This window comes from Bacillus sp. JFL15 (assembly GCF_001184225.1).
GTDB classification, from domain to species: domain Bacteria; phylum Bacillota; class Bacilli; order Bacillales; family Bacillaceae; genus Bacillus; species Bacillus siamensis.
The window spans coordinates 36,561-58,235 of record NZ_KQ236689.1 but is presented as its reverse complement, the minus strand read 5'-3'; the positions used below and the strand labels follow the sequence as shown (position 1 = coordinate 58,235).

Here is a 21,675-nt window from a genome sequence, read left to right as displayed (position 1 = left end):
TCATTCTGAATCTTCGGGAACGAGCATGGTGAGATGATGTTTTTTTACTTCGATCGTGCAAGGCGCCTTTCCATATACTTCGCCGTCCGTATCCGCGTCCATTTCACGTTCAGTTTCGATTTCAATCCTGGAAGCCTGAATATACGAAAGCTCCCCTTTAAAATCATCAAATGAACCCTGCTCCATCGTCATCAGCTCCCGCAAAGCGGCAAGGCTTGTGCTGCGGCAGATTAACACATCGGCTAACCCGTCCTGAAGGCTGGCATCAGGCAGGGGAACTCTGTTTGTCCCGATAAAATGCCCGTTCATAACAAGCACCATAACGGCTTCGTCTTCTTTCACCTCACCGTCGATCGTCAATCTGACGGGAAAAGGGTTTGCGCTTGTCATCGTCCGCAAGGCGCTCGTGAAATAGCTGATTTTCCCGAGCAATGCCTTTTCTTTTTCATTAATATGGCTCGATGCTTCAGTGATCAGCCCGATCCCCCAGAAGTTCAAAAAATAGCTGTCATCCGATTTGCAGACGTCTATCATTTGTTTATGCCCGGCTGCGAGCGCTTCAGCGGCCTTTTGAAGATTTTGCGGGATGCCGAGCGCCCGTGAAAAATCGTTGCACGTTCCCCCCGGCAAAATGCCGACAGCGGGTCTGTGATCAAGCTTGCTGATGCTGTTGATGCATTGATGGACCGTGCCGTCTCCGCCTAAAATGTATAAATGGTCAACCGAGCTGTCGAGATTTTCACAAAACTGACTGGCATCATCCTGATGTTTGGTCGGTTTAATCAAAAGCTCGTCAGCTGACTGGGCCAAAATGGGGACGACCGTGCCGAGGGTTTTATCAATCTGTTTTTGACCGGCGTTTCCGTTATAAATTAATACTGCTTTCCGTTGGCTCATACGACTGCTCCTTTATTTCAGACAATCTCTTTAACAAGTTTCCCGTTTTTAAAAGGTCATAAACTTACATCGAAAACATAAAAGGGACAAAAAATAATCGGAGATGAGCGGTGTCATTTGCCGATAGGGCAGGTTCCTTGCTATCATAAGAGAAGATGATCAAAAAGGAGAGGTCCCAGTTGAATATGGATTTTAATTTATTTATGAATGATGTCGTGCGTCAAGCCCGCCAGGAAATCACGGCCGCCGGTTATACGGAGCTGAAAACCGCTGAGGAAGTGGACGAAGCGCTTTCGAAAAAAGGAACGACACTTGTTATGGTCAATTCTGTGTGCGGATGCGCAGGCGGAATTGCAAGACCTGCGGCGTACCATTCCGTACATTATGATAAACGCCCGGATCAGCTTGTGACGGTTTTTGCCGGACAGGACAAAGAAGCGACAGCAAAAGCGAGAGAATACTTTGAAGGCTATCCGCCGTCCTCTCCGTCCTTTGCGATTTTAAAAGACGGGAAAATCATGAAAATGGTGGAACGTCATGAAATTGAAGGACATGAGCCTATGGCCGTCGTCACAAAACTGCAGGAAGCATTTGAAGAATATTGTGAAGAAGTATAAGTAAAAAGGAAAACCCCGGAGCCAAGCGCTTGCGGGGTTTTTTATATGGTGTTTGTATAAATATAAATATTTATGCACCGGCAATCAGCTGTCACTCATTCGAAAAACAATGACTATAATAAATAAAGAAAGGGAATTATATTTTTTGAAAATAGTATTGCATAACTAGTAAAAAGTGTTTAAAATACAGATTAACGAATAAATATTCAAGTTTAAGAGATAAGCAGATATGGGGGAAAATAATCATGAAGAAATGGCTGTTGGTATTGATTGCCGCATGTATCACCTTTGCGCTGTCCGCCTGCGGATCAGGCAATTCAGGCTCAGAAGGCGGAAAGAACAAACTGATTATGGGTACATCGGCTGATTATAAACCGTTTGAATATAAAGACGGCGATCAGATCGTCGGATTTGACGTTGATCTGGCAAAAGCTCTGGGCAAAAAGACCGGCTATGACGTTGAGGTGCAGGACATGGACTTCAACAGTCTGATTACATCGCTGAAGTCTAAGCAGGTTGATATGATTTTATCAGGAATGACACCTACGCCGGAACGGAAAAAGCAAGTAGATTTCTCAGATATTTATTATACTGCTAACAATATGATCGTTACGAAAAAGGGAAGCAGCATTAAATCTCTGAATGATCTGAAAGGCAAAACCGTCGGTGTTCAGCTCGGCTCCATTCAAGAAGAAAAAGGCAAGAAGCTTGCTTCAAAATACGGTTTTCAGCTCGAAGACCGCAACCGCATTTCAGACTTAACGGAAGAGATTAAATCCGGACGTTTTGATGCCGCAATTATCGAAGACATCGTGGCACAGGGCTATTTCAGTTCAAATCATGATCTGCAGGGCTTTGTCTCAGCAGATGCGAAATCAGACGAATCGGGCTCCGCGATTGCGTTTCGCAAAGACAGTGATCTGACAGCGAAGTTTAACAAAGCGCTGAAAGAAATGGAGAAAAACGGAGAAATCGAAAAACTGAAGAAAAAATGGTTCACCAACGAGAAATAAAAGAAAGCTCAACTTTTCGTTGAGCTTTTTATCTTGAATAAAGGTAAAGGAGATCACACGTATGAATTTGGATTTCTCAGCGACAATACCCCAAATTCCTTTTATATTGGAAGGCCTTGCCGTCACATTAAAAATTGTGCTCGTTTCAGCGGTCATCGGCCTTGTATTAGGCATCATTCTCAGTCTGTTTAAAATCAGCACGATCAGTCCGCTGAAATGGATTGCGGATTTTTATACTTCAATTTTTCGCGGCACGCCGCTCGTGCTGCAGCTGATGATCATTTATTTCGGTATGCCGCAGCTTCTCGGCTTTCAGATCGACCAATTTTGGGCGGCGGTCACCGCCTTATCGCTCAATTCTGCCGCTTACGTCTCTGAAATTATCAGAGCGGGAATCAACGCGATTGACAAAGGACAAAAAGAGGCTGCCGTCGCTCTCGGCGTGCCGTACGGAAAAATGATGAAAGATCTGCTGCTGCCGCAGGCGTTCAAAAACATTTCTCCGGCCATTATAAACGAATTAATCACTTTGACGAAAGAATCGGCTATCGTCACGGTTATCGGTCTCGGCGATATTATGAGACGGGCCTACCAGTCCGGCGCCGCAACATACAACTATTTAGAGCCTCTTATTGTGGCGGGCTTAATCTATTACGTGCTCGTTTTGATCTTAGCATTCATCGGAAAAGGCGTAGAAAGGAAGCTGAAAGCCAATGATTAAGGTCGACAACCTTTCAAAATCATTCGGGAAACATGAAGTATTGAAAAACATTTCAACACAGATCCAAGAAGGTGAAGTCGTCGCCGTCATCGGGCCTTCCGGCTCGGGCAAATCAACGTTTCTGCGCTGCTTAAATCTGCTGGAAACCCCGAGCGGCGGAACGATTGCCATTAAGGAAAAAGAAATCACCGCCGCTAAAACGAATAAACTGAAAGTGCGGGAAAATATCGGCATGGTATTTCAGCATTTTCATCTGTTTCCTCATAAAACGGTGCTTGATAATATCACATACGCGCCGGTCAGTGTGAAGAAAGAGTCCAAAAAGGCGGCGGAAGAAAAGGCGTGCGCGCTCCTCGAAAAAGTCGGGCTGCTTGAAAAACGGAACGACTATCCGAACCGCTTGTCAGGCGGGCAGAAGCAGCGTGTCGCCATCGCGCGGGCGCTTGCCATGAATCCTGATATCATGCTGTTTGATGAACCGACCTCAGCCCTGGACCCGGAAATGGTCAAAGAAGTCCTTGAGGTGATGAAAGAGCTCGCGCAGACGGGCATGACGATGGTGATCGTCACGCACGAAATGGGGTTTGCCAAGGAAGTCGCAGACCGCGTATTATTCATGGATGATGGCACAATAGTGGAAGACGGGCCGCCGGAAGAATTTTTTCTTTCTCCGAAGTCAAAAAGAGCACAGGACTTTTTAGAAAAAATATTATAAAATATAACTGTAAGAAAAGAAGAAGAATGCTCTTCTTCTTTTTTTGAGAACGAAACAAACAGAATGGAGCAAGCAATGTTTAAAATCGGTTACCGCACACTAAAGACCGCACTTGGAACGGCGCTGGCCATTTATTTAGCCCAGCTGTTGCATCTGCAAAACTTCGCATCCGCAGGAATCATCACCATATTGTGCATCCAAATTACGCAAAAGCGGTCGCTTCAGGCCTCGTGGGCCCGATTTGCCGCCTGTTTATTGGCGATCGTCTTTTCATATGTCTTTTTCGGACTGATCGGCTATTATCCGTTTGTGATCGGAATATTGCTCGTGCTGTTCATTCCGACTACAGTCGTTTTAAAAATAAACGAGGGGATCGTCACCAGCTCAGTTATCATTCTTCATTTATATATGTCCGGCGGCATTACGCCGGCGTTTATCTGGAATGAGTTCCAGCTGATTACCGTAGGTATCGGCGTCGCGCTGTTAATGAATCTGTATATGCCGAGCCTGGACAGAAAACTTGCGGCGTACCGGAAAAAAATCGAGGACAACTTTGCCGTCATCTTCGCCGAAATCGAACGGTATTTGTTAACAGGTGAGCAAGATTGGACGGGGAAAGAAATACCGGAGACGCATCAGATGATTCAAGAGGCGAAAAACCTCGCGTACCGGGACGTGCAGAATCATATTTTGCGCCATGAAAATCTCTACTATCATTATTTTAAAATGAGACAGAAACAATTTGAAATTATCGAAAGGCTGCTGCCGAAGATTACCTCTGTTTCAATAACGGTGGAGCAGGGAAAAATGATTGCCCATTTTATCCATGAATTAAGGGAAGCCATTCATCCCGGCAATACCGCCCATAAATTTTTAAAAAGACTGGCGGAAATGAGAACGGAATTTGAAGAAATGCCGCTCCCGGCAACACGCGAGGAATTTGAAGCGCGGGCGGCTTTATTTCACCTGCTCGGTGAGATGGAACAATATCTCGTGATTAAAAGTTATTTCAAAGGCATCAAGCTGTAAAAACATCGCATGAGTCCCCCTTTCATTGGTCATTCTAATGAAAAAAGGAGGGGAGCCCATGCGATTTTTTTTATTGTCAGCTGTTCTGCTGCTGTCTCCGCTTTGGCCGCTTGGCGCGAATCCTTTGCCGGGTGACCCTTACATCATCGTCAATAAAACCACAAATGCGCTTGCGGTTGTGAAGGATAATCGAATAGAAGGCATTTATCAGGTGGCGACGGGAAAAACAGATGATCTGACGCCTGAAGGAGAATTTACGGTAACGGTCAAGGCTGTAAATCCGTATTACCGGAAGAAAAATGTAGAGGGAGGCGCGCCGGAAAATCCGCTCGGCGTCCGCTGGATCGGTTTTGATGCGAAAGGAACCGACGGCAGGATATACGGCATTCACGGGACAAACAGAGAAGAGCTGATCGGAGGGTTTGTATCAAACGGCTGTATCCGCATGAAAAACCGGGATGTCATCCATATTTTTCGGATTATCCCTCCCGGAACAAAAGTATTGATTACAAAAGAAAACCGCTCATTTGAGGACATTGCAAAAGAGCGGAAAGCCCTCATAAAAAAGCAGGAAACCCCCGTGCAATGAGGCGCCCGCTTTTTTAACGCAAATACATCATAATGCCTGAGAGGACTGTTGACAGTATAAATACGCCTAGAATGACGATGACGGCGCTTTTCATGAATTTCTGAGACATCGTTTCACTCCTTAAGATTACTGTCTATCATTTTAACGTGTTTTGCTTGTATGAACAAGCCATATCCTATGACAGAAAGCAGGTGCCCGCGCGATGAAAAAACTTGATCATATCGGTATTGCCGTCAGCTCTATTGATGCCGCAAGAGGATTTTATGAACGGATGCTGGGGCTTACGTATATAGGAGACGAATTGGTAAGCGGCCAAAATGTGAAAGTTGCTTTTTTAGAAGCGGGAAGCACAAAACTTGAGCTGATTGAGCCGCTGTCAGAAGCGTCTCCCGTCAGCTCTTTTTTACAGAAAAGAGGCGAAGGGCTGCATCATTTGGCGTTCAGGTGCGCCGATCTTAAGGAAACGATCAAGGAGCTTGAATCAAGCCGCATGACTTTGATCCATCATGAACCGCAAAGCGGAGCGGGCGGGAAGAAGGTCGCATTTCTCTCCCCGAAAGAGGCGAACGGGGTTTTGATTGAGCTTTGTGAAACAATTGAAAAAGGAGAAACTCAAGATGAGCATGAGTGACCATATCAGACATTTAAACGAAAGACGTTCCTTTTTAACAAACGGCGGCGGTGCGGAAAGAAATGAAAAACAGCACAAAAAAGGCAAGCTGACGGCAAGAGAAAGAATTTCCTATTTATTGGATGAAGACAGTTTTTCAGAGCTTCAGCCGTTTGCCAAAAGCCGCATGCCCGAATGCCAGAATGCTCCGGGAGACGCCGTTGTTACCGGATACGGGACAATTGACGGACGGCCCGTGTATTTATTTGCTCATGACTTTACCGTTCTCGGCGGGACGCTCGGTGAGACACATGCCGAAAAAATCGCGGCGGTGATGGATCTGGCGGCTAAAAATAAAACCCCGATCATCGGACTGAACGACTCAGGTGGTGCGAGAATTCAAGAGGGTGTGGTATCATTAAATGGATACGGTCATATTTTTAGGCGGAACGTCCTTTACTCGGGCGTGATTCCGCAAATTTCTGTCATCCTCGGGCCATGTGCCGGCGGTGCTGTTTATTCACCCGCCCTGACGGATTTTGTGATTATGGCGGAACAGACGTCGCACATGTTTATTACAGGCCCTAAAGTCATTGAACAGGTGACGGGTGAACGGATTGACGCGGAAAGTTTAGGCGGTGCGGGAATACATAATGTGATAAGCGGAAATGCCCACTATTCCGCACGAACGGAAAAAGAGGCTCTTTCCGCAGTGAAAACCTTGCTTTCTTATCTCCCGCACGGCAGACAGACGGCATTGCCTGTTAAAAAGGAAGACGTCAGACCGTTATTAAACACCCTCGTTCCCGCGGACAGTTCGAAACCTTACGATGTGTTACAGGTGATAAAAGAACTGGCGGATGACGGAACGTTTTTTGATATTCAGCCGTATTTTGCCAAAAACATTGCTGTCGGTTTTCTGAAGCTCGGACGTCGCACGGTCGGTTTTGTCGCAAACCAGCCGAAACATTTGGCGGGGAGCCTCACGATTGATGCCGCTGACAAAGCGTCGAGATTCATCCGTTTTTGCGACGCATTTCATATTCCGCTGTTAACGATCGCTGATGTTCCCGGATTTCTGCCGGGCCTCCAGCAGGAGCATGCGGGAATCATCCGTCACGGAGCAAAATTGCTGTATGCTTTTGCCGAAGCGGCGGTGCCGAAAGTGACGCTCATCATCAGAAAAGCTTACGGAGGCGCTTATGTCGCCATGAATTCGAAAGGGCTCGGAGCTGATCTTGTATTTGCCTGGCCCAATGCGGAAATTGCCGTGATGGGAGCAGAAGGCGCGGCATCGATTTTATACCGCAGAGACATACAGGCTTCTGACGATCCGGAAAAAACGAAGCGCGAAAAAAAAGCCATATATGAAAAGGAAAACGCCGGTCCGTATAAAGCGGCTGCCTGCGGTATGGTGGATGACATCATCCGGCCGGAAGACTCGAGGAAAAAATTGATTCAGGCATTTGACATGCTTGCACATAAGGAAGAGGAAAGACCGAAAAAAAAGCACGGTAATATACCGCTTTAAACGGAGGAACTGAAAATGGTAAACGAAAAACGCCTGCTTGAAGAATTTCTGGAACTTGTTCAAATTGATTCAGAAACAAAACACGAAGCGGAAATCAGCAAGGTGCTCAAACAAAAATTCACTGATTTAGGATTGAGCGTAAAAGAAGACGATACAAAAGAAGTGACGGGGCATGGAGCCGGCAACTTAATCTGCACCTTAAAGGGCACAAAAGATGCGGATACGATTTATTTCACATCGCATATGGACACTGTTGTTCCGGGAAAAGGCGTTAAGCCGATTGTGGAAGACGGCTATGTCAAAACCGACGGCACGACGATTCTAGGCGCTGATGATAAGACGGGCCTTGCCGCAATGTTTGAAGCCATTAAAGTGCTGAAAGAACAAAACATCGAGCACGGAACGATTGAATTCATCATCACGGCCGGAGAAGAATCAGGATTAGTCGGAGCAAAAGCAATGGATCGTTCAGACATTACCGCGAAATACGGTTTTGCGCTTGATTCAGACGGAAAAGTCGGCAACATTATTGTAGCCGCGCCGACACAAGCGAAAGTGAGAGCAACCATTTTCGGAGAAACGGCTCATGCGGGAGTAGAACCGGAAAAAGGCATCTCCGCGATTACAATCGCATCAAAAGCAATCTCAAAAATGCCGCTCGGCCGTATTGATAAAGAAACAACGGCTAATATCGGACGTTTTGAAGGAGGCACGCAAACCAATATCGTCTGCGATCAAGTTGATATTCTGGCTGAAGCGCGTTCGTTAGTGCCTGAAAAAATGGAAGCGCAAGTGCAGAAAATGAAGGAAGCTTTCGAATCTGCGGCAGCTGAGATGGGAGGCCGCGCAGAAGTGGACATCGCGGTCATGTATCCGGGTTTCAAATACCAGGACGGCGATCAGGTTGTGGAAGTCGCGAAAAAAGCGGCAGCAAAAATCGGCCGGCCGAGCGAACTTCAGACGAGCGGCGGCGGAAGTGACGCGAACATCATTGCCGGCCACGGCATTCCGACAGTCAACCTGTCAGTAGGTTATGAACAAATCCATACGAAAAATGAAAAAATGCCGATTGAAGAGCTCGTCAAAACGGCGGAAATGGTCGTTGCCATTATCGAAACAGCAGCCAACTAAAAAAAAGCACCCAATTCATTGGGTGCTTTTTTTCGTAAGATCCACATGAAAAAACCTGCCGGAATTCACACGGCAGGTTCAATGTTATGATTTTGCGGGCTCCGCCTGAGCCGCAGCTTGTTTCTTTTTATGATGCGTCTGCTGTAAAAGCACGTTCTGCACTGTTAAAAACAGTCCGCTTGTAAACCAGTAAAGCGGAAGCGCAGCCGGTACGTTAAGTGAAAAAATGGTCATCATGACAGGGAAAATAAAGACCATGATTTTTGCTGACTGCATCGCGGCCGGATTTTGAGCGGCCGGTGAATATTTCTCGTTTAATTTTTGGGAAATATAAGCCTGTAAGAAATACATGGCGCCCGCGCACAGTGATACAAGAATATCAGAATGCCCTAAGCTGAACCACAGAAACGAGTGTGAAGCGATTTCCGGCGTTGAGCGGATGGCGTAATAAAAACCGATCAAAATCGGGAATTGCACCAGCATCGGAAGGCATCCCATTGCCATCGGATTCAGATTGTGCTCACGGTATAGCTTCATCATTTCCATTTGCAGTTCTTTTTGTTTCTCCGCATCTTTCGTTTGTTTCATTTTAGCCTGAATGCTGTCGATCTGCGGTTTGATCACAGCCATTTTTTCCTGGAACACCCGCTGTTTCTTAAATTGGTTCACAAACAAAGGCAATACAACGATCCGGACGATAATCGTCACCAGAATAATCGACAGTCCGTACTCACCGTGGAACAGGCCCGCCACACCTTTTAAAAGTGCCGAAAACGGCTCGATCAGGTAATCGTGGAAAAAACCGATATTCCCGAGGCCTCCCGTCTGAGTCTGAGATGTCGCTGCAAAAGCCGAGCGGCCTGTGCACAGTACGATAAAAAATAATCCGAATGCTATCCATTTTTGATATGTTTTAGACAATTATGTCTCCTCCTTTTTATCTTCACTTGCCGTTATAAAAGGAGGAAGCTGACATCTTCATCATCATTCGCCGGTGAATTCATGCGGATGACTTTACGTATCCAAGTTGTAATGCGATGATATATAATAATAAGAAAGTCTGTTCGGTTCAGCTGAACGACTGCTTGATGTTCAGCTATTCGTTTCGTTCTCCAATGCTCGCCTGCACGGCGCTCACGCAATAGAAAAGCGATGCCGATCGCGGTCAGAGCGGGAAGAATAATTGTGAAAAAATCGACTAAAAATAAAAAGTCATTCATTGACTCAAGAATCATTTTATCACATCCATTCAGCTCTTATTTTACTACATATATATAAGGTTGTCTATGAAAGGAAAGGAGGCGCCGGGAGTGGCCGGAAAAGGGAGAATTATATTTCATATCGATATGAACAGTTTTTATGCCTCTGTGGAAATGGCGTATGATCCGACTTTAAAGGGAAAACCTCTCGCCGTTGCCGGAAACGTGAAGGAACGGAGGGGAATCATCGTCACCTGCAGCTATGAAGCGAGAGCGCGGGGCGTAAAGACCACCATGCCGGTGTGGCAGGCGAAACGCCTCTGTCCGGAACTTATCGTCGTTCCTCCGAATTTTGAGCGCTACCGGAGTTCGTCAAAAGAAATGTTCAGCATTCTGAGGGAGTATACGGATTTGGTCGAGCCTGTTTCTATTGATGAAGGATACATGGATATTACGGACACACCGCACGGACACAGGGCGTATGAGACAGCCGCAGACATTCAGGCAAGGCTGCAAAAAGAGCTTTTGCTTCCGTCAAGCATCGGCATTGCTCCGAATAAGTTTCTCGCCAAGATGGCGTCTGATATGAAAAAACCGCTCGGCATCACCATTTTAAGAAAAAGAGAGCTGCCGGACATATTGTGGCCTCTCCCGATCGAAGAGATGCACGGTATAGGAACGAAAACTGCGGAAAAAATAAAAACGCTCGGCATCAAAACGATCGGTGATTTGGCAAAAGGAGATGAACGGGCGCTGAAAATGCTGCTCGGCATAAACGGGCCGAGGCTGAAGGATAAGGCGAACGGCATCCACCACGCAGAAGTCGATCCCGAACGGATTTATGAATTTAAAAGCGTCGGCAACTCATCCACCCTTTCGCATGATTCGGCTGACTGGGATGAATTAACGGGCGTGTTTGACCGCCTCGCGCTGTCTGTAAGCGAACGGCTCCAGCGTAAGGAGGTCATGGCCTGCCGGCTGTTCATCATGATCCGCTATGCGGATTGGAAAACGGTCACAAGAAGCATGACCCTCAGCAATCCGGCTGATCAGAAAAAAGACATCATGAATGCGGCGATGGAACTGTTTGACAAGCACTGGAACCAAAACCCGGTGAGACTTCTCGGCATCACCGGAACGGAACTGGTCGAAAAACAGCAGGCGTATAAACAGCTTGACCTGTTTTCATTCAAGGAGGATGCAAAGGAAGAGCCGATTGTTCAGATGATGAACGAGCTGAATGAAAAATACGGCCGGCACATGATCCGAAAAGGCGCCGTCATGAAAAAAGAAGAAAGCAAAACAAGGGGAACGAGCTTTAACAGAGACTTTTTTCAGGATGAAAAGAAAAGGTGAATAACTTGAAAAAAGGGGTTATGTATGATAATTTCTTTAGTATAAATATCATTTTATTTTAATTTAAATTTTAAAATGGTTAAACGTTTGAAGAAGGGACGTTAGAATATGTCAAAACAACAAATCGGAGTTATCGGTCTTGCGGTAATGGGTAAAAATCTGGCTCTTAACATTGAAAGCCGGGGATTTTCTGTGTCTGTATACAACAGATCAAGCAGCAAAACGGAAGAGTTTTTAGAAGAGGCAAAAGGCAAAAATGTTGTCGGTACATACAGCATCGAGGAGTTTGTCCAGTCTCTTGAAACACCCCGCAAAATTTTATTAATGGTTAAAGCGGGAACTGCAACGGATGCGACGATTCAATCTCTTCTTCCTCATCTGGAAAAAGACGATATTTTGATTGACGGCGGAAATACATACTATAAAGATACACAGCGCCGGAACAAAGAGCTTGCCGAAAGCGGCATTCACTTTATCGGAACGGGTGTATCTGGCGGTGAAGAGGGAGCGCTTAAGGGGCCTTCTATTATGCCGGGCGGCCAAAAGGAAGCGCACGAACTCGTGAAGCCGATTTTAGAAGCCATTTCTGCTAAAGTGGACGGAGAAGCTTGTACGACATACATCGGCCCGGACGGAGCGGGGCACTATGTGAAAATGGTGCACAACGGTATCGAATACGGTGACATGCAGCTGATCTCTGAGTCTTATTTCATTTTGAAACAGGTGCTCGGACTGTCTGCCGAAGAGCTTCACGAAGTATTCGCTGAGTGGAACAAAGGTGAGCTTGACAGCTATCTGATCGAAATCACGGCTGACATTTTCACTAAAAAAGATGAAGAAACGGGCAAACCGCTTGTTGATGTCATCCTTGATAAAGCAGGCCAAAAAGGAACGGGTAAATGGACAAGCCAAAGTGCTCTTGACTTAGGCGTGCCGCTTCCGATTATCACTGAATCTGTTTTTGCGCGTTTCATTTCCGCAATGAAAGAAGAGCGTGTGAAAGCAAGCAGCCTGTTGTCCGGGCCTGACGTTAAGCCGGTCACTGAAAACAAAGAAGAGCTGATTGAAGCGGTCAGAAAAGCGCTCTTCATGAGTAAAATCTGTTCATACGCACAAGGTTTCGCCCAAATGAAAGCTGCATCTGAAGAATACAACTGGGATCTGAAATACGGTGAAATCGCGATGATCTTCCGCGGCGGCTGTATCATCCGCGCGGCGTTCCTGCAAAAGATCAAAGATGCGTATGACCGTGAACCGGAGCTTGACAACCTGCTGTTAGACAGCTATTTCAAAAACATTGCAGAAAGCTACCAAGGCGCCCTTCGCCAAGTGATTTCACTTGCCGTAGCCCAAGGCGTGCCGGTACCTTCGTTCTCAAGCGCACTTGCGTATTACGACAGCTACCGTACGGCAGTGCTTCCTGCAAACTTGATTCAAGCGCAGCGTGACTACTTCGGCGCGCATACGTACGAACGCACGGATAAAGAAGGCATTTTCCATACTGAATGGATGAAGTAATGAAGAAGCCCCCGCAATAACTGCGGGGGCTTTTCTGATATGTAAAAACCGCGGGCCTTATGAACAGCGCCGCGGTTTTTTGATTTCTTCTTATATATTCCACCAGTGAAGGCCGTCTTTTTCTAAGAGGTCGTCTGAAGCCTTAGGTCCCATTGATCCGGCTACATAATTCGGGGAAAGGGTTTTGTCGGCTGCCCATGTTTCGGAAATCGCGTCGACGAAATTCCAAGAAAGCGCCACTTCGTCCCAATGGGCAAAGTTCGTTGCATCGCCGAGCAGACAGTCGTGAATCAATTTTTCATAAGCTTCCGGTGTGTTCATTTCGTCACTGCAGTTGCTGCAGTAATCCAGCTTAATCGGCTGAGCATGTGCGGCCCCGCCTAGTTTTTTAGCATTCAGATATAAAGTGATGCCTTCATCCGGCTGAATGTGGATGACAAGCAGGTTCGGATTTACATTCGTTTCATTGCCGTAATATAGGTTCATCGGAATGTCTTTAAATTGGACGACGATTTTCGTTGATTTTTCTTTCATCCGTTTCCCTGTTCGGATGTAAAACGGAACGCCGGCCCAGCGGAAGTTGTCGATTAACAGCTTTCCGGATACGAATGTTTCTGTATTGGAATCCGGTGCTACGTTTTGCTCATCTGTATAGCTCGGTACAGAGTTTCCGTTGATCGTTCCCGCTTGGTATTGTCCGCGGACGAAGTAATCGCTCACTTCGTTTGGAGCGACAGGGCGGAGAGCTCTCAGCACCTTCACTTTTTCGCTGCGGATTTCTTCCGTGTTCAGTTTAATAGGCGGTTCCATCGCTAAGAGAGCGACCATTTGTAAAATGTGGTTTTGAACCATATCGCGGAGTGCGCCCGATTTTTCATAATATCTCGCGCGATCCTCAACGCCGAGATCTTCACTTGACGTAATCTGGATGTTTGAGATGTAGCGGTTATTCCAAAGCGGTTCAAACAGCGCATTCGCGAAACGGATGACTTCGATGTTTTGAACCATTTGCTTGCCTAAGTAATGGTCGATCCGATAAATTTGATCTTCTGTGAAAGCTTCCCGTATTTCTTTGTTAAGCTCTTTCGCACTCGGCAGGTCATGGCCGAACGGTTTTTCAATTACGAGACGGGACCAGCCTTTTGTCGCTGTGACACCTTCATTTTTAAGCGATTTTGCGATTGTGCCGAAAAACTCAGGGGCCATTGCCAAGTAAAACATTCGGTTATTCGGGATTTCATATGTATGTTCAAGCTGATCAAGCAGGACATTCAGCTCCTGATAGGAACCCGGATTCGTTACATCAAACGGATGGTAATAAAAATGAGATGTGAAATCATCTATGTCTTTTTGCCCAGCCGAAGAAACAGACGTTTTAACGGTTTCACGGAGGTCCTCGTTTGACCAAGGTCTTCTTCCAACACCTACAACTGCAAACTCTTCACCAATCTGACCATTTTTATATAAACGGTGAATGGATGGGTAAAGTTTTCGTTTTGCCAAATCCCCTGTGGCACCAAATATTACAATTACTGCTTTTGGTTTGTCGTTTGTTTTCACTTAGAGTACCTCACTTTATCTGAAGCATGGTTTAAAACCCCGCATATTTCCTTCATTTTAAATCTAAAATTCGTTGAAAGCAAATGTTTCAGCCTGTTTTTTGAGGTTTGCGGAAAAAAATTAATCAGGCCGGAGAAGCCCCGGGTGAATTCACATTTTCAGCCTGATCCTGTATCCTTAGTAGTACAAAGATCTAGGAGGAAGCATTGTGGAATTATTATTTTTAGGGACGGGGGCCGGCATGCCGGCAAAGGCGAGAAACGTAACGTCCGTCGCGCTGAAGCTTCTTGAAGAAAGGCGTTCCGTATGGCTGTTTGATTGCGGAGAAGCCACTCAGCATCAGATATTACATACAACAATCAAACCGAGGAAAATTGAAAAGATTTTTATCACCCATCTTCACGGTGACCATGTTTACGGTCTTCCGGGTCTGTTGGGAAGCCGGTCATTTCAGGGCGGTGAAGAAGAGCTGACGATTTACGGGCCAAAAGGCATAAAAGCATTTATCGAAACAAGCCTGAATGTGACGGCGACTCATTTGACGTATCCTCTTACCGTACATGAAATTGAAGAGGGAACGGTTTTTGAAGATGAGCAATTCATCGTTACCGCAGCATCCGTCATTCACGGGGTAGAAGCGTTCGGCTACCGTGTACAGGAAAAAGATATTCCCGGTGCATTGCAGGCCGGCAGACTGAAGGAAATGAATATTCCGCCCGGCCCCGTCTATCAGAAGATCAAAAAAGGCGAAACAGTCACGCTTGATGATGGAAGAATAATTGATGGACAGGATTTTTTGGAGCCGCCGAAAAAGGGGAGGATCGTCGCTTTTTCAGGGGATACCCGGGCATCAGAGCGGGTAACCGAGCTTGCGCGCAATGCCGATGTACTTGTTCATGAAGCGACGTTTGCCAAAGAAGATGCAAAGCTTGCGCATAATTACTATCATGCGACGACAGAACAGGCTGCACAAACGGCAAAAAAAGCAGGCGTGAAACAGCTGATCTTAACTCACATCAGCGCAAGGTATCAAGGCGAATCGCCGATAGAGCGTCTGGAACATGAGGCGAAAGCGGTATTTGAAAACAGCAGGATCGCATTTGATTTTATGGAAGTCACAGTGGAACGCTCTTAAAAAATGGACGCTTGACATTTTGATTTGAGGGTATATAATAAAGCGTAATTATTACGATTTGATCGAGAGGTGAAAATGATGCGTGTGAATGTAACATTGGCCTGCACAGAGACAGGGGACAGAAACTATATCACGACGAAGAACAAACGGACGAATCCGGATCGATTGGAAATGAAAAAGTATTCACCCCGGTTGAAAAAGTATACTTTACATCGTGAGACGAAGTAGATCACGATAAAAAAGCCATTGTGCCAGAGCACAATGGCTTTTGTTTTATGAGTTTACCGCCTGATAGGCCGGAGCATTCATTTGCTGGCGCGCCGCACACCAAACATCATAAATGGCAAGGTGGACGATATGCGGTTCATCGTGGTGAATGGCATGAGAACTGTTTTTGGCCTGAATCCATCCGCTTTGATAAGAGACATCAAGCATGCTTCTGTGCAGTTTCATCCATTCTTCATGAGCGTGCTTTAAGCGCTCATCCCGCTCTCCCGATGATAAAATCAACAGCGGCATATCGTTAAAATGAATCTGCTGGTGCTTGATCTGCCGAAGGCTTGTCAAAAATTCCGCGTGTGATCCTTCTAATCTGAACTGCTTCAGGTAGGCCGCTTTCATTTCCTCGGGAAGAAGCGGAAGCACTTTCGTCTCCTGATCTTCAGAAACCGGGTCAAGGAGCACCATTCCGAGAATATCCCGTCGGTTTCGGCTCGCCCAAAGTCTGCTGATAATCGTGCCGTATGAATGCGAGACGACAAGGTAAGGAGGCTTGACGCCCGCCTTCAGCAGAAGGGCGTTTAATTCCTGTACCATGTGATCTGCCGTTCGCTTGTTTCTGCTTTGGCCGCTTTTGCCGATTCCGGCTCTGTCATATGTGAAAACCCCAAATTCTTCATCTATGTCAGTGAGTAATGGTGTCCATGTTTCAGAAGAAGTGCCGCAGCCGGCTTCAAAGACGATCGTCACTTCGCCGGCACCTTTACGGTGTTTTGTATAAAACGGACAGCCGTCAATCAGGTATGTCCTTTCCATCCATGCTGCTTTCATTGGAGTCATCCCCTCTAATTGGTTCTATAAGGAAGACGGAGATGCTTCGGCGATCGTTTCTCAAAAAATAAAAAAAGAGACAGCCGATGATAAAAATTCCGGCTGTCTCTTCTGTCACCATGCTCTGTCGTATTGAACCGGCGACGGTATTTCTGTATTCAGCTGCTTCGCTGCACTTCTTGCAAAATGCGGATCGCGCAGAAGTTCTCTCGCGACAAAAATAAGGTCAGCGCGGTTGTTTTGCAGAATTTCTTCGGCCATTGTTCCTGTCGTTATCAAACCGACGGCGCCTGTTGCGATTTCGGCCTGCTCACGGATTTTCTCCGAAAAGCTCACTTGATAGCCGGGGAAGACGTTAATATCAGCTTGAACGAGTGCGCCTGAGCTGCAATCAATCAAGTCGACTCCCTGCTCCTTCATCCACTTCGCAAAGCCGATATGATCGGCAATGTCCAGACCCTTATCAGTATAATCAGATGCGGAAACACGGACAAATAGCGGTCCGTCCCAGACTTCCTTGACGGCTTCAATGGTCTCGCCTAAGAAGCGGTAGCGGTTTTCATGTGAGCCGCCGTATTCATCTGTACGGTGATTGGACAGCGGTGACAAAAATTCGTGCATTAAGTAGCCGTGTGCCGCATGAAGCTCGATAATGTCAAAGCCGGCTTTTTTCGCACGCGCCGCGGCCTGCTTGAATTCCTGAATGGTTTCTTTAATTTGTTCTATCGTCATTTCAGCCGGTGTTTTGGACTGCTCATCGAACGGAATGGCTGAAGGAGCGTAAATTTCTCCGTCAAGCTCTGCTTTACGTCCCGCGTGCGCGAGCTGAATGCCGATTTTAGACCCTTGCGCTTTCACCTGTTCCGTCAGTTTGGCAAAGCCTTCGATATGATCGTCGCTCCAAATGCCCAAATCCTGATCGGTAATACGTCCCTGCGGATTAACGGCTGTCGCTTCCACGATAATGAGACCGACCTGACCAATTGCACGCGATATGTAGTGCGCCATATGAAAAGGCTGCAGTTTTCCGTCCTTTTCATGTGAGGAATACATGCACATCGGTGCCATAACAATACGGTTTTTGATCGTTACATCTTTAACGGTCCATGGTGTAAATAATTTTCTGGCCATTTATTTCGCCTCCCGGAATGTTTTTAGACATTGATTATAACAACTCATGATCATCCAGTCATATAAACTGCTCACAGCTGAACACATCGTTCTTATTATTCTGAACGGGTATTTTTCTTATACACATCGGGGCCGTATCTTCATAACAGGCATTTACAGCCGATCATATAGCAAATATAGATGAGAAACGCACCGATGACTGCGTGGCGTCCTTTGAACCAGATTGTCAGGATGAAAATACTGCCTTGAAAACAAAAAGTCTGACCGTGACAGTGGTGAGCGGGGTTATTTTGATGTCGGGCTTTCGTCTGTTTATATAAAAAGGGCATCAACGGCACATGCTGTTGATGCTTTTTTTGAAATGCTAGGGTTTGGAGAGCACTTCAATTCCGACGTTGACCATTTTGTCCAGTCCCATAAAAGACAGGCAGATTTTGGCGCGTCTTTTTCTTTTATCGATCTTTTTAATAATGCCTTCCATTCCTTTAAGAGGTCCTGAGGCAACGGTTACTTTTGAATTTTCAATATAGACTTTTGAATAATCTACAGTGTCTCCTTCTCCGATCAGCCTGATAATAGGGAGGATTTCTTCATCCTTAATTGTCGTGAAATAGGTTTTACGCTCTTTGGAATAATATGCGCCGTTATTTACGATTCTGCATGAAATGGGGAGTTCTTTGATTTTATGAAATGTCCGCTCTGTCATCTTTGTTTTAAACAGCACATATCCCGGAAACATTTTTTTGAGTGCCTCGTATTTGATTCCGGCTTTTCGTTCTGTGACTTTTTTCTTGGGTATGATTGAGTAGAGAGCCTGCTCATCAAACTGCAGACGCAGAAATTTTTGCACTGCTTCTTCTTTTCCCGACTCCACAAAAAGTGCGTACCATTTCATGACTGATCCTCCTTAGAATAATAAGAAATTATTATACAAAGAAAGTATTTAATGGATAATATTTAAAATGATTAAAAAATTTTCTAATTCGTCTTTTTTTTACATAATATATGAAAATGAAAAATAAGTATAGACCCAATTGACAGAGAAGCGATGAATTTTCTTTGACATGAAAAGGGTTCAGAGAATTATCTGACATTTTATCCACCGAACATAAAACTGTGGAATAAATGTCAGAAAATAACGAAAAAAAGCCTTGACATTATTATCTATAAATTGATATTATTCTCTTTAAATAGCAACTATTTGTTAAATTTATTAAATTAAAGTAAAGCACCTATTAAACTTCAATCGCTGTTTCGGCACGTTGAAGAGGAAATAGGGATTATAAAAATGATTGTAGTGTATATATCTACATATACATGATAAGGGAGAAGTGTGCCGTCATGGCTGTTTTCGGGCATATTGGCACTGCAGCTTGTCATGAGAAACATTCAGTAAACAAGCAATATGTTTTTATATAAATTATGTTAGAAAAGGAAAACACAATGCGTTTGCGATTTTTAAACCTGTGCTGAATCGCAAACGCGTTTGTGTTTTTATTTTTATGCCGGTGTTTACACCAGTCAATACATGAAATAAGAGACATTTTTGTATTGAGAACCACATTTGATTTGCAAAATTGACGATGCGGAAAGGATGAAGATGAAATGCTTACGTTTGTTTTCCCGGGGCAGGGTTCTCAATTTAAAGGAATGGGAGCCGGACTGTTTGATGAATTTCAAGATCTGACACGTCAGGCTGATGACATATTAGGCTACTCTATAGAAGAATTGTGCCTGGAGGATCCGAATCACCAGCTGGGGAAAACGCAATTTACCCAGCCGGCGTTATATACGGTGAGTGCACTCAGTTATTTAAAGAAAATGAAAGAGTCCGGCAGAGAGCCTGATTACGCCGCAGGGCACAGTTTAGGAGAATATAATGCGTTATTTGCGGCCGGCTGCTTTGATTTTGAAACCGGTTTGCAGCTTGTAAAAAAAAGAGGGGAGCTCATGAGCAAGGCAGCTCCCGGAGGCATGGCGGCGGTTTTGGGTTTTACGGCTGAACAAGTAAAAGATGTTTTATCCGATTATCATCTGACCGGCATTGATATCGCTAACCATAATTCACCTTTGCAAATTGTGATCGCCGGAACGAAACAAGACATTGAAAAAGCGCGTCCCGTCTTTGAAAAAGCCGGCGTGAGAATGTACCTTCCTTTAAATGTGAGCGGCGCTTTCCATTCCCGCTATATGAAAGATGCTGAAAAAGAGTTTGCGGATTATTTAGAAGAAACGGCGTTTTTGCCTCTTCGTTTTCCGGTGATCTCAAATCTTCACGCCGCACCTTATAAGAATGATGAAATCAAAACAAATCTGACTTTGCAAATGACCAATCAGGTAAAGTGGACGGACACGATACGCCGTCTGATGGGACTTGAAAATAATGAAATTGCAGAAGTCGGGCCCGGGGAAGTGCTGACAAAACTGACGCGGCAGATTAAAAAAGATGCCGTCCCATTACCTATGCCGAAAGAAGAGTCTGATACTGCTGATGTTACAAGTGCGGCAGCTGAATCACAAAAAACGGCGGGAATGAGATTAGGGAACGAAGATTTTAAAAAAGATTATAACATCCAATATGCTTACATGACGGGCTCCATGTACAGGGGAATTGCTTCGGAACAGATGGTCATTAAAGCGGCAAAAGCGGGAATGCTGGGCTTTTACGGAGCGGGCGGATTGAGTATCGAACGGATCGGACAGGCCATCGGAACCATCCGGTCTGCACTGCGGCAAGGGGAAACATTCGGAATGAATCTTCTTCATCATATGATGTCACCTGACAAGGAAGTCAGAATGATAGATTTATATTTGAAAAACGGCATTCATCTTATTGAAGCATCGGCATTTATGGGCATAACTCCCGCTCTCGTTATATACAGGGCAAAGGGATTAAGCAGGAATCATGACGGATCGGTGTCAGTTCAAAACAGAATCATCGCGAAAGTATCCCGGCCTGAAGTCGCTGAGGCCTTTCTGAATCCGGCTCCGGCTCATATACTGGAAAGACTTGTGTCTGACAATCGGCTGACAGCCGGGGAAGCGGCGCTTGCAAAAGAAATTCCGATGGCTGATGACATTTGCGTTGAAGCGGATTCAGGAGGGCATACCGACCAAGGGATTCCGTATACATTAATGCCTGCCATGATCAGACTCAGAGACCGTATGATGGAGAAGCACGGTTATGTGAAAAAAGTAAGAATCGGCGCAGCCGGCGGCATCGGCACTCCGGAAGCGGCTGCTGCCGCGTTTCTGCTCGGCGCCGAATTTATCGGAACCGGTTCTATTAATCAATGCACGGTCGAAGCCGGGACAAGTGATTCAGTGAAAGATCTGCTTCAGGAAGCGAACGTGCAGGATACGTCATATGCTCCCGCGGGAGATATGTTTGAAGCGGGAGCAAGGGTGCAGGTGCTGAAAAAAGGCCTGTTTTTCCCGGCCAGAGCCAATAAACTCTTTGACTTGTACAGACAATACAATTCTTTAGATGAAATAGATGAAAAAACGAAAACATTAATTGAAGATAAGTATTTCCAGCGCAGTTTTGAAGAAGTGTATGAGCAGTTGAAACATGATAAATCTCCTGAACAGATCGCCAAAGCCGAACAGAATCCGAAACACAAAATGGCGATGGTATTTAAATGGTATTTTTCCCATACGACGAGGCTCGCTCTGGAAGGAAAAAGCGAAAGTAAAATAGATTACCAAATTCATTGCGGCCCTGCACTCGGCGCATTTAATCAATGGGTGAAAGGAACCCAGCTTGAAAATTGGAGAAACAGGCATGTCGATCTGATCGGCAGACAGCTCATGGAAGAAACAGCCGGCCTTCTTGCGCAACGGCTGGTATCGATTACAGGCTGAGTATGACCG

22 protein-coding genes are annotated in these 21,675 nt (G+C 45.6%); 14 read left to right on the top strand and 8 right to left on the bottom strand.

Annotation, left to right across the window (positions count from 1 at the left end; translation table 11 throughout):
• On the bottom strand, positions 1-897 hold the full coding sequence (locus AD710_RS00140; RefSeq protein ID WP_049626985.1) for a YegS/Rv2252/BmrU family lipid kinase: 897 nt from the start codon (positions 895-897) through the stop codon (positions 1-3).
• A 179-nt stretch (positions 898-1,076) separates the two neighbouring features.
• On the opposite strand from AD710_RS00140, the gene brxB reads away from it, so the two are divergent.
• The 6 genes from brxB (at position 1,077) to AD710_RS00110 (ending at position 5,581) form a co-directional block, all read left to right on the top strand.
• Positions 1,077-1,514 (top strand): bacilliredoxin BrxB, encoded by a 438-nt coding sequence (brxB, locus tag AD710_RS00135; RefSeq protein WP_003153223.1) that lies wholly within the window; start codon positions 1,077-1,079, stop codon positions 1,512-1,514.
• Between the two features lie 245 nt (positions 1,515-1,759).
• On the top strand, positions 1,760-2,527 hold the full coding sequence (locus AD710_RS00130) for an arginine ABC transporter substrate-binding protein ArtP (RefSeq protein ID WP_049626984.1): 768 nt from the start codon (positions 1,760-1,762) through the stop codon (positions 2,525-2,527).
• 61 nt (positions 2,528-2,588) lie between these two features.
• On the top strand, positions 2,589-3,248 hold the full coding sequence (locus AD710_RS00125) for an arginine ABC transporter permease ArtQ (RefSeq protein ID WP_016939036.1): 660 nt from the start codon (positions 2,589-2,591) through the stop codon (positions 3,246-3,248).
• On the top strand, positions 3,241-3,963 hold the full coding sequence (locus tag AD710_RS00120) for an arginine ABC transporter ATP-binding protein ArtM (protein WP_016939037.1): 723 nt from the start codon (positions 3,241-3,243) through the stop codon (positions 3,961-3,963). Before AD710_RS00125 ends, AD710_RS00120 begins: the two co-directional genes overlap by 8 nt.
• Before the next feature lie 75 nt (positions 3,964-4,038).
• Complete coding sequence (locus tag AD710_RS00115; RefSeq protein WP_016939038.1) at positions 4,039-4,992, top strand: aromatic acid exporter family protein; 954 nt, start codon at positions 4,039-4,041, stop codon at positions 4,990-4,992.
• Positions 4,993-5,050: 58 nt separating this feature from the next.
• Entirely contained in the window at positions 5,051-5,581 is a 531-nt protein-coding gene (locus AD710_RS00110) for a L,D-transpeptidase (protein WP_049626983.1), read from the top strand.
• 13 nt (positions 5,582-5,594) lie between these two features.
• Here AD710_RS00110 and prli42 read toward each other — a convergent pair whose 3' ends face one another.
• Positions 5,595-5,690, bottom strand: coding sequence for a stressosome-associated protein Prli42 (prli42, locus tag AD710_RS19440; RefSeq protein ID WP_016939040.1), 96 nt, complete (start codon positions 5,688-5,690; stop codon positions 5,595-5,597).
• A 93-nt stretch (positions 5,691-5,783) separates the two neighbouring features.
• On the opposite strand from prli42, the gene mce reads away from it, so the two are divergent.
• The 3 genes from mce to AD710_RS00095 are packed head-to-tail and all read left to right on the top strand — an operon-like array spanning position 5,784 to position 8,853.
• Positions 5,784-6,212 (top strand): methylmalonyl-CoA epimerase, encoded by a 429-nt coding sequence (gene mce, locus AD710_RS00105; protein WP_049626982.1) that lies wholly within the window; start codon positions 5,784-5,786, stop codon positions 6,210-6,212.
• Positions 6,205-7,722 carry an acyl-CoA carboxylase subunit beta gene (locus tag AD710_RS00100; RefSeq protein WP_156187182.1) on the top strand — a complete coding sequence of 506 codons (1,518 nt, stop codon included), beginning with the start codon at positions 6,205-6,207 and terminating at the stop codon, positions 7,720-7,722. The genes mce and AD710_RS00100 overlap by 8 nt, the downstream gene beginning before the upstream one ends.
• Before the next feature lie 15 nt (positions 7,723-7,737).
• Entirely contained in the window at positions 7,738-8,853 is a 1,116-nt protein-coding gene (locus AD710_RS00095) for a M20/M25/M40 family metallo-hydrolase (RefSeq protein WP_045927160.1), read from the top strand.
• 84 nt (positions 8,854-8,937) lie between these two features.
• Here AD710_RS00095 and AD710_RS00090 read toward each other — a convergent pair whose 3' ends face one another.
• Both AD710_RS00090 and AD710_RS00085 read right to left on the bottom strand, forming a co-directional pair.
• The gene (locus AD710_RS00090) at positions 8,938-9,774 is read right to left on the bottom strand and encodes a membrane protein insertase YidC (RefSeq protein ID WP_049626980.1); all 837 of its coding nucleotides are present in this window, start codon (positions 9,772-9,774) and stop codon (positions 8,938-8,940) included.
• 32 nt (positions 9,775-9,806) lie between these two features.
• The gene (locus tag AD710_RS00085) at positions 9,807-10,088 is read right to left on the bottom strand and encodes a hypothetical protein (protein WP_049626979.1); all 282 of its coding nucleotides are present in this window, start codon (positions 10,086-10,088) and stop codon (positions 9,807-9,809) included.
• A 75-nt stretch (positions 10,089-10,163) separates the two neighbouring features.
• On the opposite strand from AD710_RS00085, the gene AD710_RS00080 reads away from it, so the two are divergent.
• On the top strand, positions 10,164-11,408 hold the full coding sequence (locus AD710_RS00080) for a DNA polymerase IV (protein ID WP_049626978.1): 1,245 nt from the start codon (positions 10,164-10,166) through the stop codon (positions 11,406-11,408).
• Positions 11,409-11,516: 108 nt separating this feature from the next.
• The gene (gndA, locus tag AD710_RS00075; protein WP_007408395.1) at positions 11,517-12,926 is read left to right on the top strand and encodes an NADP-dependent phosphogluconate dehydrogenase; all 1,410 of its coding nucleotides are present in this window, start codon (positions 11,517-11,519) and stop codon (positions 12,924-12,926) included.
• A gap of 90 nt (positions 12,927-13,016) precedes the next feature.
• Here gndA and zwf read toward each other — a convergent pair whose 3' ends face one another.
• Complete coding sequence (zwf, locus tag AD710_RS00070) at positions 13,017-14,486, bottom strand: glucose-6-phosphate dehydrogenase (protein ID WP_049626977.1); 1,470 nt, start codon at positions 14,484-14,486, stop codon at positions 13,017-13,019.
• Between the two features lie 208 nt (positions 14,487-14,694).
• Between zwf and rnz the strand changes: the two genes are divergently transcribed.
• Together rnz and rpmG are read left to right on the top strand one after the other, a co-directional pair.
• Entirely contained in the window at positions 14,695-15,621 is a 927-nt protein-coding gene (gene rnz, locus AD710_RS00065; protein WP_049626976.1) for a ribonuclease Z, read from the top strand.
• Positions 15,622-15,699: 78 nt separating this feature from the next.
• Positions 15,700-15,849 carry a 50S ribosomal protein L33 gene (gene rpmG, locus AD710_RS18785; RefSeq protein WP_003153246.1) on the top strand — a complete coding sequence of 50 codons (150 nt, stop codon included), beginning with the start codon at positions 15,700-15,702 and terminating at the stop codon, positions 15,847-15,849.
• Positions 15,850-15,894: 45 nt separating this feature from the next.
• On the opposite strand, the gene AD710_RS00060 is transcribed toward rpmG, so the two are convergent.
• The 3 genes from AD710_RS00060 to loaP all read right to left on the bottom strand — a co-directional run bounded on the left by AD710_RS00060 (position 15,895) and on the right by loaP (position 18,697).
• The gene (locus AD710_RS00060; RefSeq protein ID WP_016939204.1) at positions 15,895-16,671 is read right to left on the bottom strand and encodes an alpha/beta fold hydrolase; all 777 of its coding nucleotides are present in this window, start codon (positions 16,669-16,671) and stop codon (positions 15,895-15,897) included.
• 114 nt (positions 16,672-16,785) lie between these two features.
• The gene (gene namA / locus AD710_RS00055) at positions 16,786-17,802 is read right to left on the bottom strand and encodes an NADPH dehydrogenase NamA (protein ID WP_049626975.1); all 1,017 of its coding nucleotides are present in this window, start codon (positions 17,800-17,802) and stop codon (positions 16,786-16,788) included.
• Positions 17,803-18,166: 364 nt separating this feature from the next.
• The gene (loaP, locus tag AD710_RS00050) at positions 18,167-18,697 is read right to left on the bottom strand and encodes an antiterminator LoaP (protein ID WP_003153257.1); all 531 of its coding nucleotides are present in this window, start codon (positions 18,695-18,697) and stop codon (positions 18,167-18,169) included.
• Positions 18,698-19,407: 710 nt separating this feature from the next.
• Here loaP and fabD point away from each other — a divergent pair.
• A complete protein-coding gene (fabD, locus tag AD710_RS00045) occupies positions 19,408-21,666 on the top strand; it encodes an ACP S-malonyltransferase (protein ID WP_049626974.1) in 2,259 nt (752 codons plus the stop codon).
• Positions 21,667-21,675: the final 9 nt, after the last annotated feature.

What these genes read in the sequence shown, in the direction of transcription:
- AD710_RS00140 (WP_049626985.1), bottom strand. Translation starts at nt 897, where the DNA reads ATGAGCCAACGGAAAGCAGTATTAATTTATAACGGAAACGCCGGTCAA.
- AD710_RS00130 (WP_049626984.1), top strand. Translation starts at nt 1,760, where the DNA reads ATGAAGAAATGGCTGTTGGTATTGATTGCCGCATGTATCACCTTTGCG.
- AD710_RS00125 (WP_016939036.1), top strand. Translation starts at nt 2,589, where the DNA reads ATGAATTTGGATTTCTCAGCGACAATACCCCAAATTCCTTTTATATTG.
- AD710_RS00120 (WP_016939037.1), top strand. Translation starts at nt 3,241, where the DNA reads ATGATTAAGGTCGACAACCTTTCAAAATCATTCGGGAAACATGAAGTA.
- AD710_RS00115 (WP_016939038.1), top strand. Translation starts at nt 4,039, where the DNA reads ATGTTTAAAATCGGTTACCGCACACTAAAGACCGCACTTGGAACGGCG.
- AD710_RS00110 (WP_049626983.1), top strand. Translation starts at nt 5,051, where the DNA reads ATGCGATTTTTTTTATTGTCAGCTGTTCTGCTGCTGTCTCCGCTTTGG.
- prli42 (WP_016939040.1), bottom strand. Translation starts at nt 5,690, where the DNA reads ATGTCTCAGAAATTCATGAAAAGCGCCGTCATCGTCATTCTAGGCGTA.
- mce (WP_049626982.1), top strand. Translation starts at nt 5,784, where the DNA reads ATGAAAAAACTTGATCATATCGGTATTGCCGTCAGCTCTATTGATGCC.
- AD710_RS00100 (WP_156187182.1), top strand. Translation starts at nt 6,205, where the DNA reads ATGAGTGACCATATCAGACATTTAAACGAAAGACGTTCCTTTTTAACA.
- AD710_RS00095 (WP_045927160.1), top strand. Translation starts at nt 7,738, where the DNA reads ATGGTAAACGAAAAACGCCTGCTTGAAGAATTTCTGGAACTTGTTCAA.
- AD710_RS00085 (WP_049626979.1), bottom strand. Translation starts at nt 10,088, where the DNA reads ATGATTCTTGAGTCAATGAATGACTTTTTATTTTTAGTCGATTTTTTC.
- gndA (WP_007408395.1), top strand. Translation starts at nt 11,517, where the DNA reads ATGTCAAAACAACAAATCGGAGTTATCGGTCTTGCGGTAATGGGTAAA.
- rpmG (WP_003153246.1), top strand. Translation starts at nt 15,700, where the DNA reads ATGCGTGTGAATGTAACATTGGCCTGCACAGAGACAGGGGACAGAAAC.
- AD710_RS00060 (WP_016939204.1), bottom strand. Translation starts at nt 16,671, where the DNA reads ATGAAAGCAGCATGGATGGAAAGGACATACCTGATTGACGGCTGTCCG.
- namA (WP_049626975.1), bottom strand. Translation starts at nt 17,802, where the DNA reads ATGGCCAGAAAATTATTTACACCATGGACCGTTAAAGATGTAACGATC.
- loaP (WP_003153257.1), bottom strand. Translation starts at nt 18,697, where the DNA reads ATGAAATGGTACGCACTTTTTGTGGAGTCGGGAAAAGAAGAAGCAGTG.
- fabD (WP_049626974.1), top strand. Translation starts at nt 19,408, where the DNA reads ATGCTTACGTTTGTTTTCCCGGGGCAGGGTTCTCAATTTAAAGGAATG.